Genomic DNA, 13,829 nt, shown 5'->3' on the forward strand with positions numbered 1-13,829 from the left:
TTTCGATTGCGCATGAATCTAGTCAAAACCAGCATCCGAAATCAAGAAAATATTCGGCGAAGAAACTTTGCCTTGAAATTGATTTTCCTGATCATTTTGGAGGTTTTTTATGCCGGAAACACTTTTCTCCAACCCATTTTGGAAGAATATGAGCTTTTGACTCATACCATGAGAGCAGTGATTTTCCTCCTGAGTGCCAACTTGATCATTTCATTGGGGAGAATTATCACCTTGAGAATTTACCTCAGACAAAGAGAAGACACCAAAATCCAACCCAATTTCACAACCGGAATTGGAAGGATTTCCACCTTGCTCAACGGGATTGTAGTTTTAATTTCATTGATGCTGGCCTTTGGGATCCGTCCTTTAGAATTCCTAACCAGTATCACCATCGTGGCTGCTGCCATTGCACTCCTGACCAAGGAATATATTACGAATATTGTCAATGGATTAATCATGATGTTTTCCGACCAATTGGAAATCGGGGACAAAATCCAAATCGGAAAGCATACAGGCTTTATCAGAGACATTACGCTGATCAACCTTGTTTTGAAAAGTGATACTGGGGAAACAATCCTTATTCCGAATTCAATGGCCTTGAATTCGGACGTTATCAATTTTTCCAAAAACAATACCCATCAGGTAATTCTGGATGCTGAAATTCCGACCAAAGCTGATATCCAACTAACACAGCTTGAAAATGAACTGACACGGCTATTGGATGCCTTTTCGGACTCTGTATTTAAGGAAGGGGCACAACTGAATGTACTCGAAAGAAAATCTGAAAGTCTGATCATCCGATTCCAATTCCCGATAAAAACCGGAGAAAAATCCACCGAAGTTAAACTCAAAAAAGAGCTCAATCAATCACTACTCAGTTGGACGCATGGACACAGAAAAGACGAATTACTTTGACTTGGTTTACCAGGTAGTTCGAGAAATCCCAAAAGGAAGAGTGACTAGCTATGGGGCAATTGCAAACTACCTCGGCCTAAAAAGTGGCGCCAGAATGGTGGGGTATGCCATGAATGCCGCCCACTCTATGCCCGATGTCCCTGCTCAGCGAGTAGTCAATCGAATGGGATTATTGACAGGAAAGCACCATTTCGAAACCCCAACCCGAATGCAGGAGCTTCTGGAAGCCGAGGGTATCCAAATTGTGGAAGACCAAGTCCAAAACTTTGAGAAAGTATTTTGGGACCCTGAGAAGGAATTGTCGATTTAGGATTTTTTGCGGTACAGATAAAGCCCCAAAAACATCAAAGCCCCATTAAGGATTAGAGCTTCAAAGCCAAACTTGTACCCCCAAAGCAATTTTTCAGAATTCTGAGCGATCAGGAAAGTGGTAACGGGGGCCAAAACTGCCAGAAAAGGTACCACCTTATCCCTAACTTGGAACTTGGTAAATAGGCCAAAGGAATACAAGCCCAAAAGTGGCCCGTAGGTGTAACCTGCAATGATAAACACGGAGTTGATGACACTTTGATCATTCAGCCAATAGAAAGCTAAAATCAAGAAAAACATAAGGCCTGTAAAGGCGATATGGACTTTTTTACGGATCGAAACTCGCTTTTCTGGTGAATATTTTTTTTCTATTTGGAGGAAATCAATGCAAAAAGAGGTAGTCAATGCGGTCAGGGTAGAGTCTGCGCTTGAGTAAGCAGCAGCCGTGATTCCCAAGACAAAGACTATACCCGCAAAAGCTGAAAAATGCTGAGTCACCAACATCGGGAACAACTCATCCGTTCGAGCCGGAAGTTGAACTCCCTTTGTTTCGGCATAGAGATAAAGCATCACCCCTAGGGATAAAAACAACAGGTTGACAATGACCAAAATGATGGTAAACCAAAACATGTTCTTTTGAGCATCACCGATCGATCGGCATGTCAGGTTTTTTTGCATCATATCCTGATCCAGTCCTGTCATGACGATGGTAATAAATGCTCCGGAAATGAACTGTTTGAAAAAGTTGGTACCCGCTTTCCAGTCCCAGTTGAAAATAGTAGAACGCTGATCTTCAGCCACGGTGGAGATGTAGTCTCCCAAACTTTGGATCCCCAGGTCCTTTCCGATCATGATAATCGTAATGACTACCGCCAGAAGCATAAACAGGGTCTGCAAAGTATCTGTCCACACCACAGTCTTGATGCCTCCTCGGAAAGTGTACAACCAAATCAGGCCGACTGTTATGGCCACAGACACCCAAAATGGAATACCAAGAGCATCAAAAAGAATCAGCTGAAGCACACTTGCAACCAAATAAACTCTTAAAGAAGATCCTAAAGCACGCGAGAGAATAAAGAAAAAAGCGCCGGTCTTATAGGACCAAAAACCGAATCTATCTTCCAGGTAAGAATAAATCGAAACTAAGTTGAGCCGATAATAAAGCGGAAGCAATACTTTGGCGATAGTGAAATAGCCTAACGTGTAACCCAAAACAACCTGGAAGTAAAAGAAGTTGGTATTTCCGACCTCTCCAGGAACAGAAATAAATGTCACCCCGGAGAGAGACGCTCCTATCATCCCAAAGGCAACCAAAAACCAAGGAGACTGTCGGTCTCCAGTAAAAAAAGTGTCCGCGGTTACTTTGCGGGAAGTGAAATAAGAAATCAGAAAAAGGAGTAGAAAATAGGCCGAAATGACCGCTAGTACCAGTTGGTAATTCATAAAGCAGAGAATGTACCTCGCTAAGTTGTCCAATATTCTTAATTTTGCAAAATGAACAGAATTGGCAATCCCCTACCTGAATTAGAAGAAGTCGAGGTTCTCCTCGAGGAGTTGTTGGATCAGGAAGAATCTGACCTGGTCGTATTCAATGATGATGTCAACACCTTCGATCATGTAATCAATGTGTTGATCAAGGTATGCGATCATACTCCTGAACAAGCCGAACAATGCACTTTGATCATCCACTACAAAGGAAAATGCGCGGTCAAAAAAGGATCCAAGACTGAGCTCAAACCCATGTGTGAAGCGATTTTGGACGCCGGTATTCAAGCAGCAATCCTATAAACTCAAATTTCTTGAACTTCCCTTCGAAACTTATAGAGGATGCGGTCACCGAAATTTCCCGGCTTCCAGGCATTGGAAAAAAAACCGCACTTCGACTGGCTTTACACCTGCTCAAGCAAAATGAGGCGGTCACTGAGGCACTCGCTTTGGCACTGACCAGAATGCGCGAGGAAATCAAGTATTGCAAAACTTGTCACAACATTTCGGATCAAGAGGAATGTAGCATCTGCTTGGGACACCGTAGAGACCGGAGTTTAATCTGTGTGGTCGAAGATATCCGCGATGTACTGGCTATAGAAAACACCAATCAGTACACTGGTCTTTATCACGTTCTGGGTGGTGTGATTTCCCCTATCCAGGGGGTGGGACCGGACGATTTAAAGATCGAAAGTCTACTCTCCCGTGTTTCTGAGGGAGATGTCAAAGAAGTAATCTTGGCACTGTCCGCTACCATGGAAGGTGATACGACCTCTTTTTATTTGAGCAAAAGGCTGAAAGATTTCGGGACCAAAGTAAGCACCATTGCCAGAGGTATTCCAGTTGGTGGAGAATTGGAATTTACCGACGAGGTTACTTTGGGCAGGAGTATTTTGACCCGGATAAATTATGCACAGGAGTAAATAAAAATTTGCGGGTAATAAAACCCGTTCTATATTTGCACTCCGTTTGGGGGATAAGCTCAGTTGGCTAGAACGTCCCGAAGTCATTCGGGAAGGTCAGCGGATCGAATCCTAAAAAGAGACAAAATATTGGGGAATTAGCTCAGTTGGCTAAAGCGTCCCGAAGGCATTCGGGAAGGTCAGCGGATCGAATCCTAAAAAGAGACAAAATATTGGGGAATTAGCTCGGTTGGCTAGAGCGTCCCGAAGGCATTCGGGAAGGTCAGCGGATCGAATCCTAAAAAGAGACCAAATATTGGGGAATTAGCTCAGTTGGCTAGAGCGCTACACTGGCAGTGTAGAGGTCATCGGTTCGAATCCGTTATTCTCCACTTCAAGGCTTGCAGATTCTGCAAGCCTTTTTTATTTTCATTAATGTATTTCGTTTATATACTTTTTAGCTCAAAGACGGGGAAATTTTATATAGGCTCAACTGATAACCCAGAATCGAGACTTAAACATCATAATGCAGGATCAACTCCTTCAACCAAAAGTGGTGCACCCTTTTGGGAATTCAAATACCTAGAAAAAATACCTGATCGTTCCACTGCACTAAAAAGGGAACTAGAAATTAAGAAAAAGAAAAGTCGAAAATACATCGAGTACCTAATCAACTCTGTTTCTTGAAGCGTCCCGAAAGCATTCGGGAAGGTCATCGGTTCGAATCCCTGCCTTTGCCGGCAGACAGGCGTTATCCTCCACAAAAGTTTCACAGAAATGTGGAGATTTTTTAGTTTCCTAATACTTTTCTTAGCTTAAGTCATATTTCGATACATCAGTTTTAAATGAAAGGATTGCGGTTTTTAATTCTTTTGGTTCTCTGCCAAAATTTATTCTCCTGTGCCTGCGAACCCGAACAGATTGCACATTATGCCTTCAAAGGAATAGAAGTCATGATAGGAAAAGGAGTCATGCCTTCGGAAGAAATCCGGGCTTTGGGTGATTTTGAAAACATGAATGTAGAACTCTCCACTTCCAGTGAATTTGGTTCTACCATTTTTTTGAAATTAGGAAATGGTGACCCTAAACCCCTTTCCAATCAACGAGAAATTCTAGCCAGAAAGTGTGCAGAACTTTATTTGAAGGATTTTGAAAATGCGAAAGAATATGATCAGATCACTGTTCAATTCATCCAGACTGACCCACAAAACCCCGAAAATGTAGCCATGGAGGAATATGTATTTCAGGTCAGTGACTTTGAATTATAAAATTCCTGATCCGTCTTCAACGTCTTCAATAGCTCTTGCCAAAAAATCATTGAATGGCTTCATCTTCCTGAATCCAACCATAGCGAAAGTCAAAAAGGCACCAGACTCAACCGCCTTATTCGAAATAGGATGAGATACCGTGAAGCTTTTTAGCCGCAAATAGTCGATATAAGGATGGTCTGCCTCATATTCTCTTGGACTGGTTTTCAGCTTTTCTCCCTCGATTCCGTTGAATAATTTTTTGAACTCAGGGTCATTTTCAATTTGCTCCAACTCCTTCCCGCTGTAATCAATTTCCTTTCGGATTTTCTTTAGGGTATCCGCTTCTGGCATCCAGATCCCACCGGCCAAAAAGGAATTTCCCGGCTGAACCTGTAAGTAATATCCCGGTCCGGGAGACTTCTTTCCTTTTGGAGAAAAATAGGCTCCGAAATTGGTCTTGTAAGGATCTTTATTGGCAGAGAAACGGATATCCCTGTTTTGCCTGAATACACAATCTTTGGGTTTATAAGCCGAGAGTTCAGGTTCCAGTTCGCATAATTCTTTGAGCAAAACTTCCACATCCTCCAGAAACCTCTCTCGTGTCTCCAAGTACCATTTTTTATTGGCGTCCATCCATTCTTTATGGTTGTTTTGAGCCAAGGCAGAAAGAAATTCAAGATAGGGACGCATAGAAAATGGAATTTAAAATGGAAAGTTTAAAGTTAAAGGAAAGTCAGTTCAAACCTCTCCTTCTCTAACTACTCGAAAAGAAGTCTGGTTTAAATAAAATCGACCAAGGTCTCCAACTTCATCCCTCTACTGCCCTTGATGAGAATCAAATAATCCTCCAACTTGCTGTCTTCTAGCCAATTTCTAAATGAAAATGGATCCGGGAAATACAGAGCTTTGGGAGCTTTTTCCAAGGCTGAAACGATCAGTTTTCCTGTAAAGCAAACTTTATCGATTGGATATTCACTGACGATTTCTCCAAGCCTTCTATGCTCAGCTTCGGCATGCTCTCCAAGCTCAAACATATCTCCCAGAATAATCATCTTATGCTTTTTTCCTTGCATCACTCCAAATGTTCGAATGGCAGCCTCCATACTCGATGGATTGGCATTGTAGGCATCCAGGATGATCAGATTGCTGCGCTTTTCCATCAATTGAGAGCGCATATTCTCAGGTTTGTAGCCGACAATTCCTGCTACAGCTTTTTCCATCGGAACTCCAAAAAATTTTCCAATCGTCAAAGCATTGGCAATATTTCCAAAGTTGTAGGCTCCAATGAGCGAAGTAAGGTGCTCACCCTCCACTCCTTCTACTGAGAATTTCACAAAAGGATTGGCTCCAAGAAAATTCACCTCACAAAAATCCCCCTTCGCCGGGTAAAGGATTGGATTCTCAAAGCGCTTGATCATATTGGAAAGGATAGGATCCTGAGAATTGATAAAAACAGTCCCTCCATTTTCTCTCAGGTGTTGGTACAATTCAGTTTTGGTCTTCAGCACCCCTTCCGGACCACCCATACCTTCCAAATGGGCTTTACCGATGTTGGTAATAAAACCATGAGTAGGTTCTGCGATATCACAAAGCTCCTTGATGTCTCCTTGTTTGTTGGCCCCCATTTCAATAATGGCGATCTCGTGCTCAGGCTTGATACGGAGCAAAGTCAAGGGCACTCCGATATGGTTGTTGAGGTTACCTGTGGTGGCTAGGGTATTGAACTTTTGCTTCAAAACAGCATTCAAAAGCTCCTTTGAAGTAGTTTTTCCATTGGAACCAGTCAGTCCAATTACCGGAATAGTGAATTTTCTACGATGATAAGTAGATAACTGCTGAAGGGTACTCAAGACATCTTCGCAGATAAAATACCGCTCGTCATCTTCTACAAAATACTTCGCTTCATCAATTACCACCGCAGAGGCTCCCATTTCCAAGGCTTTTGCCGCAAATTCATTTGCGTTGAAATTGGGTCCTTTGAGGGCAAAAAACAGATTTCCTTGATCGATTTTTCGAGTATCAGTGCTCACTCCTGTGCTTTGGAGGAAGAGTTGGTAGAGGATATCCAGATTCATCTTTGGGTAAAATTTCTTCCCAAAATAACGCAATCCTTTACATCTTTGGGGAGAGAGTTTCGTTTTATTTTGAAGTTTCAGCTTCGCAAAGTCATGCAAAAACCCCTTGCTTTCATTTTTCTTTTTCTTTTCCAAAATGCCATAGCTCAAACGGTTTTTGAAATTGACCAAAGCAAATCCCTCCAGGTAAATGGACAGTCGCTCTCCTCTGGTTTTTCTTTGGGAATCAACTCCGCCCAAGTCCAGACTTTAGACCTCACCGGTGATGGAAATGAAGAGTGGGTAATCTGGGATATCAACTCCAGACAACTGCAGATTTTTGAAAAAAGCGGGGAGAATTTTAGGCTCAGACCTGAACTCAGCTATTTTTTCCCCAGCGACATCAATGGTTTTTTGGTCTTGGCAGATTTTAATCGGGATGGTAAAAAGGATTTGTTTACCTCCACCCCTCTTGGGATAAGAGTCTATAAAAACACCTCAAACGGGACTCAGATTTCCTGGACTTTGGCCCAAAATTTCCTGAAGCTTGATGGCGCGAATAATATCCCTGCGAACAACCTGGACACCCCTCTCTTACAGGATTTGGATGGAGACGGGGATTTGGATCTGGTGATTTTCAACTTTGCCCAAGGGGACTATTTGGAGTTTTATCGAAATACCTCGATAGAGCGAAAGGGAATTCCAGATATTGATGGATTTGCTTTCCCTATCAGACATTGGGGGAATTTTGAATTCTGCGGCTGCGGAACATTTTCATGGGGACAAACCTGCGATGGAAGACCATTGGAATCAGGTGGCAGGGCTCAGGAAAATGCAAGGATTCAACATGCGGGAGGGCATAGCATTTTATATCGGGATTTTACGGGAGATGGAGTTCCTGATATGCTTTTGGGTCGCGATGAGTGTAATACACTTTACTTTCTACCCAATAAAGGAACTTCCAGCAGTCCTCGATTCGATTCCTTCTCCAATGATTTACCTGGATTCGGGAAATTGCCAGTTTTTCCAAGATTCCATACTGCCCAGGCAATTGGGGAGGATTTGATTATCAGTTTAAACACGAATGAAACGGCAGCTCCATTTCGAATAGATTTCGCCAGTTCAGTGGTTAAAATGGAGAAAAGCACTGGGACCATCCGTCCGATTCTTCAAAATCAACTCTTCGATTTGGGTGAAAATACCCGACCCTATTTCAAAGGGAATGTATTTGCCGGGGAACTCTGGCTCACTGCAAACGGCAAAAAGGGCGAAAATGTAATCGGTCAAGCGTATCGATTGAGCTATAGCGGAAATCAATTTGAGGTGTTGAATTCGGATTATTTAAACCTTTCTTCCCTCAACTTACTTGATCTCCAACTCATAGAATACGGAAGTGTAAAAAATCAGTCCTATCTACTTGTCTCTGGAATTCGAACTGTGAATGGGGTTCCAACTCAGGTTTTGCTTCGAAATCAAGGAGAAAATTGGGCCGACTATGCGCTCGCTGGATTATCGCTGCGGGTAGGAGATCAGCTGACTTTTTTCCCTTACCAAGGCAAAGATCACCTTCTAATCGCTGCTCAAAACGGGAGTTTAACCTTGTATGAAGTGGATTTGGAAGCCAAAACTGTCAGTATGAAAGCCTCCAATTTCCTCGGATTTCAGGACAACCCAGCCAACAGAAATCTAAGCGTTGCTGTGCGAATTCAGGAAAAACCGGATTTATATGCTGTAGATCAGACGGGGAGAGTTTTTCTTATTCAAGATTTTATGAATGCTGAAGTCCGAGAAGAAGTCCTGATCAAAATCGGAAATCAAAATCTTCCTCCCCGACTGGGGCGAAATACTTGGATCTCGGTAATCAATCCCGGTTTCGATAAAAATTTAGACCTGATATTGGGTACTCGAGGCGGTGGACTTACTTATCTGAGTTCAGACAAATCGGATTCACCCAATGACGGTGAGTTTTTAGTCAAAGTATATCCCAATCCAAGCTCCGGGCCAGTAAAAGCAATTTCAAACACAGCCGCCAAAGGCAGACTGATTTCCTCTTTGGGACAGATTCTATTGGATGAAATCAACATCCCAGCTAACCGAGAAATTGAAATCCAAACACAAGCCTTGAATCCGGGGATTTACTTTTTGCAACTGGAAACCGAGGATCGAAAGGTGGCGGTGAAGAAGCTGCTGGTGCAGTGATTTTTATTTCCCACTGATTTGTGGCTCAATCCTGAATTCTTCTTTTCAAATCCATCCTGGAGTGCAGAATCCGGATAACTTCAATGGAGGATGGGTTCAATTTTCTATAAAAAATCAAATGCTCCCCGGACTTAAATCCAAAAATTTCCATACCGATTTCGGGATACTGCTTTCCTAAGAATTGATTTTCAGCCAACTTTTTGCAATCCTCCAAAAGCTGCCAATAGTAATTATCCGCTTGTTGTTCTGACCAAGTTTCAAATGTGTATTCCCAAATTGCGGATAAATCATCAATGGCTCTTTGGGATAAAAAATAACTAGCCATTCCTTTTTTTGGCTTTCAGTGATTCTAGATGTTTCTCAGGATCAAAGTCTTTTACAATTCCACTTTCAATTCCTTCCTGAACCGCATTTTTTAAGGCTATTAATTTATTTTCTTCTTCCTCCAAAAGCCGTAGCCCTGCTCGGATCACTTCACTGGCACTTGAATATCTCCCTTCAGACACTTTGCTATCCACAAATTCCTCAAAATAATCCCCTAAAGAAACTGATGTATTGCGTCCCATTTTTTGTTTTTTTACGAAATTACCAATTTTTGGTAATTCAAACAGTTTTTTCAGATTTTAGCTTTCAGCCTTAAATAAAATCCCATTTGCCCCTATCCCTTAAAAACTCTAGCTTCGGAAAAGAATTATAAATCCATGAAGAACTTATACTTATTCCTTTTTCTGGCCCTTTTTGCTTGGGCCTGTACCTCCGGCCCCGAAAATCCAGCTGATTCGGTTTACCTCAATGGGGTCATCTACACCGTCGACGAATCCAATCCAAAAGTCGAAGCCGTTGCGGTAAAAGACGGTTTGATCCTAGCCGTAGGCACTTCTGAAGAGATTCAAGCCTATGTGGGTGAATCCACCGAAGTAATCGACCTGCAAGGAAAAACCATGACTCCAGGCTTTATCGAATCCCATGGACACTTGATGGGTATCGGCTACAACAAGTTGGAGATCGACTTGATGGGAGTCAAAACCTACGACGAACTCATCCAAAAAGTAGCGGAAGCTGCAGCAAATGCAAAGCCGGGCGATTGGATCACCGGTCGGGGTTGGCATCAGGACAAGTGGATTCAGATGCCCGACAAAACCGTCAAAGGCTTTCAAACGCACGAATCCCTCAGCGCCGTCACTCCAAACAATCCTGTGTATCTAGCCCATGCTTCTGGACATGCTTCTTTTGTCAACCAAAAGGCCATGGAACTTGCCGGAATCAATCCTTTACGAAGTGAAAAACCAACCCAAGAAGTGGAAGGCGGAGAAGTTCTTCGTGACGAATTGGGAAATCCTACGGGAATCTTGGTGGAAAGAGCTTCCAGCTTGGTCGCTAAACTCATCCCGGAAACCACCCCTGAGAAAAACGAGGAAGCGCTTCGGTTGGCTTTGCAAGAATTGGCAGAAAAAGGCATCACCTCCTTTCACGATGCGGGTTCTGGTCAAGAGGTTATTGACTTGGTGACTAAATTCAAAAACGAGGGCAAATTGACCTCCAGACTTTACATCATGCTCACAGGTCGCCAACCCGAATTGCTGGAACAATGGTACAAAAAAGGCCCGATGATCGATCCGGATCATTTGGTGACTGTTCGTTCGATCAAACTGAATTGCGATGGGGCTTTGGGACCTTGGGGAGCTTGGCTGCTGGAGGATTATTCAGACAAGCCTGGCCATCGTGGACATGAGACTTTGCCAATGTCCGTGGTCAGTGAGGTTTCTGAAAAAGCACTGCCGCTTGGCTTCCAAGTTTGTTCACATGCCATCGGAGACCGCGCCAATCAGGAGATTTTGGATCGGTACGAAATGGCCTTTGCCAAATATCCGGAAAGCAAAGACCATCGTTTCCGCATCGAACATGCCCAGCATATCCACCCGGACGATATTCCAAGATTTGGACAGCTGGGAGTAATTGCAGCCATGCAGGCCATTCACTTGAGTTCCGATCGTCCTTGGGCAATCAATCGTTTGGGAGAAAAGCGAATTATCGATGGAGCCTATGTGTGGCAAAAATTGATGCAAACCGGGGCGGTGGTAACCAATGGCACTGATGCTCCCGTGGAGCCGGTAGATGCCATCCCATCTTTCTATGCATCTGTTACTAGGAAAACTCTACAAGGACTTCCGGAAGGTGGCTATGAAGCCGATCAGAAAATGACCCGAGAGCAGGCACTAAAGTCCTACACTTTGGACGGAGCCTATGCCGAGTTTGAAGAAAATTTCAAAGGATCCATTCAAGTAGGAAAAGCCGCTGATTTCACCGTTTTCGACAAAAACATCATGGAAATCCCGGAAGATGAGATTCTGCAAACTCAAGTAGCCATGACCGTCGTGGGAGGAAAAGTAGTGTTCAAGAAGCAGTAAGCCAGTGATCAGTAGGCATTCTCAGTAGGAAGAATTTAGAAAGTCCTCATCAGTTGAGCTAGACCTTCCAGGTTATAAAACCCGGAAGGTCTTTTTTTTTAATCTGGAGGTGAACAAAAAAGGATATTAAAAAAAAACTATGTTTCGATAACTTCCATTTAAGTTGCTCGTTTACGACTTAAGTAGTTGAGAATTGGAATCTGCCTTATGGAAAACAAATTTTTGAGAGTGATCCTGATCCTATTTTTTTTGGCACCTATGAATGTGGCTTTTCCCCAATCCACCCCAAACTCCCACTCCTATTTTTCAGGAAGTTATTCTCAGCAACCCATTATCTCTTTCAAAGAGGGCTTTTTCAACAAAACCACCTACTACCTTGACGGAGAGAAATCAAGTCCCAAACAGGTCGCGGCCTTGCTCAATTCAGTGCAAAATGAAGATTTTAAGTTCGATGGGTACCAGCGGAAAAAGAATTGGGGAACTGGCGTCCGGGTCTCAGGTTTAGCCGTAAGTATCGGCTCCATCGCCTATTTATTTACCAATGAAATCACCCCGGCAAACGTCCGTCCCTGGTTTTGGGCTTCTTTTGGAGGAGGGGTTTTACAAAGCACAGGAAATATTCTCATTGGGGATTCAGAGCGGAGAATTCAACGCACCATCAACGATTTCAATGCCTATCATTTTTCCGGAGGTGAGGAGGTATTTCTCAGTATGGACGAAAGTGCGGGATTTTTTGGGTCAAAAATCGAAATCTACGAAGGCCCTATGAAGCTGGACAAAAGTCAGGTTATGTCTCGAATGCAATCGAAGCCCGAGGTTCGAGAATTGTATGACAAAATCCTCAATCGGCAAAAGGTAGGCACTGCCACTCAAGTTGCCAATACTGCTTTACAAATTGGGATTATATTTTTCGCATTAGGCCCCGAACCTCAATCTTCAGCTCTAAATAAGACTCTAATCCCATTAACTATGACAGGAATTGGGCTGAATCTTTTTTCGGGGTTCTATGAACGAAAAACCAGAAATCTTACTCGGGAAGCTCTTTTACTTTACAATTATCAATAGACTTTTGAGTGATAAATTAGCCTCTACTGGCAGTTAAATCTTCCCTGATTCTTTGAAGTTTAATGGCCAAATTGCTAACCTAATATTACCCTCTTCTCAAAACTTCGGTATCCCCACAAAATACAAGTCGAAACCACCTAGTCCCCCTGGTCGATTGGAGGAGAAAAGTAAAACGGAATTCTGATAATAAGGTGCAGGATCGATGATCGGACGAAACTCATCGAATTCGGTATTGATCTGAGGACCCATATTTATTGGAGTTGACCATTTCTGCCCGTCAAAATCTGAATAATACAAATCAAATCCTCCAAAACCTCCGGGACGATCGGAAGCAAAGACCAACCTTGACTTGCTAATGAAGGGAGCCTGATCCTGAAACTCCGAGTTGATCCCCAACTTTTTCCCTTGCTTCAAGCCTTCACTTTGAAGAAATGTTATAACTTCTTGATTATCTGGCAATTCGATTTCGTAAATATTAAAACTTCCTTCATGGTCGGAAGCTAGAAGCAATTTCTCTGCTCTATTTCTGCTCCCAAGGTTGTTGACTTTTTGAAAAGCTTTCCCATAAAGGCAAGGATACATTTCATTGCCAGATTCAGATAAGATTCTAAATGAGCTCTCACCCGGAAAAATCTCCTGAGAGGTGCTGACTGAATAAGGAATCTGAAATTTCTTTGAAAAAACAGTAAAAAACCCCTGATCATCCCTGCTAAACAGCAAGTAGCTGCCATTTTCTGGAGTGCCAAATGAATAAGGCCCTCTTTCGTTGAAAGAGGTTTGGGTGGATTGTGCGAGATTTTTCGCCATTTGGACACCCGCGCTTGAGCTCGAAACTTCTTGCATCGCCAGATTTCCCTTCTGCTGATCCCAAACAAAGGATACCGTTCTTCCAACCAAATCATATTGTAAGGAACCCGGCAAACTGTTTCTGTCCGAAGAAAATATCACCTCCATTTCATGAAAAAGCATTTGAATATCCATGTTATAATCATTGAAAGGTGTATTCAAACTTTCCATTGCTGTCACCTCGGAAGGAAAATAAGCTTTTCTGTGCTTCGGGGAATTAAACCAAAAGCAACCCCCTAAGGAAAAAATGCCGAAGACCATCAGAAAAAATACTGCAATTCGATTTATGTTCACCTTAAAAGTATTCATAGACAAATAGATTGATTTAGTGAAGAAACGAAAATCTAACCCTAAAATGCTACACTATTGCAAAAAATCAACCGCTTAGCCACAATT

15 protein-coding genes and 1 tRNA gene are annotated in these 13,829 nt (G+C 42.7%); 10 read left to right on the forward strand and 6 right to left on the reverse strand.

All coding sequences use genetic code 11. From position 1 onward, the window contains the following. Positions 1-12: 12 nt before the first annotated feature. Positions 13-915 (forward strand): mechanosensitive ion channel family protein, encoded by a 903-nt coding sequence (locus G458_RS0110435; RefSeq protein ID WP_026951861.1) that lies wholly within the window; start codon positions 13-15, stop codon positions 913-915. Further along, on the forward strand, positions 887-1,225 hold the full coding sequence (locus tag G458_RS0110440; RefSeq protein ID WP_026951862.1) for an MGMT family protein: 339 nt from the start codon (positions 887-889) through the stop codon (positions 1,223-1,225). The genes G458_RS0110435 and G458_RS0110440 overlap by 29 nt, the downstream gene beginning before the upstream one ends. Here the strand turns inward: G458_RS0110440 and G458_RS0110445 are convergent. Next, positions 1,222-2,667 (reverse strand): sodium:solute symporter, encoded by a 1,446-nt coding sequence (locus G458_RS0110445; protein ID WP_026951863.1) that lies wholly within the window; start codon positions 2,665-2,667, stop codon positions 1,222-1,224. The genes G458_RS0110440 and G458_RS0110445 overlap by 4 nt on opposite strands. Positions 2,668-2,718: 51 nt before the next feature. Between G458_RS0110445 and G458_RS0110450 the strand changes: the two genes are divergently transcribed. The 5 genes from G458_RS0110450 to G458_RS0110470 all read left to right on the forward strand — a co-directional run bounded on the left by G458_RS0110450 (position 2,719) and on the right by G458_RS0110470 (position 4,879). Then, positions 2,719-3,012, forward strand: coding sequence for an ATP-dependent Clp protease adaptor ClpS (locus G458_RS0110450; RefSeq protein ID WP_026951864.1), 294 nt, complete (start codon positions 2,719-2,721; stop codon positions 3,010-3,012). A gap of 11 nt (positions 3,013-3,023) precedes the next feature. Further along, entirely contained in the window at positions 3,024-3,632 is a 609-nt protein-coding gene (gene recR, locus G458_RS0110455) for a recombination mediator RecR (RefSeq protein ID WP_026951865.1), read from the forward strand. Between the two features lie 297 nt (positions 3,633-3,929). Then, positions 3,930-4,003, forward strand: a tRNA-Ala gene (locus tag G458_RS0110460). Positions 4,004-4,046: 43 nt separating this feature from the next. Next, positions 4,047-4,298, forward strand: coding sequence for a GIY-YIG nuclease family protein (locus G458_RS21665; protein WP_084438850.1), 252 nt, complete (start codon positions 4,047-4,049; stop codon positions 4,296-4,298). 158 nt (positions 4,299-4,456) lie between these two features. Beyond that, positions 4,457-4,879 (forward strand): hypothetical protein, encoded by a 423-nt coding sequence (locus G458_RS0110470; protein ID WP_026951867.1) that lies wholly within the window; start codon positions 4,457-4,459, stop codon positions 4,877-4,879. Here the strand turns inward: G458_RS0110470 and G458_RS0110475 are convergent. Continuing rightward, the gene (locus G458_RS0110475) at positions 4,874-5,551 is read right to left on the reverse strand and encodes a DUF2461 domain-containing protein (RefSeq protein ID WP_035468030.1); all 678 of its coding nucleotides are present in this window, start codon (positions 5,549-5,551) and stop codon (positions 4,874-4,876) included. The two genes, G458_RS0110470 and G458_RS0110475, sit on opposite strands and share 6 nt — an antisense overlap. A gap of 89 nt (positions 5,552-5,640) precedes the next feature. Then, entirely contained in the window at positions 5,641-6,936 is a 1,296-nt protein-coding gene (locus tag G458_RS0110480; protein ID WP_026951869.1) for a UDP-N-acetylmuramoyl-tripeptide--D-alanyl-D-alanine ligase, read from the reverse strand. Positions 6,937-7,029: 93 nt separating this feature from the next. Between G458_RS0110480 and G458_RS0110485 the strand changes: the two genes are divergently transcribed. Then, positions 7,030-9,114, forward strand: coding sequence for an FG-GAP-like repeat-containing protein (locus G458_RS0110485; RefSeq protein WP_026951870.1), 2,085 nt, complete (start codon positions 7,030-7,032; stop codon positions 9,112-9,114). A gap of 25 nt (positions 9,115-9,139) precedes the next feature. Here G458_RS0110485 and G458_RS0110490 read toward each other — a convergent pair whose 3' ends face one another. Further along, positions 9,140-9,439 carry a type II toxin-antitoxin system RelE/ParE family toxin gene (locus G458_RS0110490; protein WP_026951871.1) on the reverse strand — a complete coding sequence of 100 codons (300 nt, stop codon included), beginning with the start codon at positions 9,437-9,439 and terminating at the stop codon, positions 9,140-9,142. Continuing rightward, positions 9,432-9,680: a type II toxin-antitoxin system ParD family antitoxin gene (locus G458_RS0110495; RefSeq protein WP_026951872.1), complete on the reverse strand. Its 249-nt coding sequence runs from the start codon at positions 9,678-9,680 to the stop codon at positions 9,432-9,434. Before G458_RS0110495 ends, G458_RS0110490 begins: the two co-directional genes overlap by 8 nt. Positions 9,681-9,815: 135 nt before the next feature. On the opposite strand from G458_RS0110495, the gene G458_RS0110500 reads away from it, so the two are divergent. Beyond that, a complete protein-coding gene (locus tag G458_RS0110500) occupies positions 9,816-11,522 on the forward strand; it encodes an amidohydrolase (RefSeq protein WP_026951873.1) in 1,707 nt (568 codons plus the stop codon). A gap of 207 nt (positions 11,523-11,729) precedes the next feature. Next, a complete protein-coding gene (locus G458_RS0110505) occupies positions 11,730-12,587 on the forward strand; it encodes a hypothetical protein (protein ID WP_026951874.1) in 858 nt (285 codons plus the stop codon). 96 nt (positions 12,588-12,683) lie between these two features. On the opposite strand, the gene G458_RS0110510 is transcribed toward G458_RS0110505, so the two are convergent. Further along, entirely contained in the window at positions 12,684-13,742 is a 1,059-nt protein-coding gene (locus G458_RS0110510) for a TolB-like translocation protein (protein ID WP_026951875.1), read from the reverse strand. Between the last annotated feature and the right edge of the window lie 87 nt (positions 13,743-13,829).

The sequence above is a fragment of the Algoriphagus mannitolivorans DSM 15301 genome (assembly GCF_000429425.1).
Classification (GTDB): domain Bacteria; phylum Bacteroidota; class Bacteroidia; order Cytophagales; family Cyclobacteriaceae; genus Algoriphagus; species Algoriphagus mannitolivorans.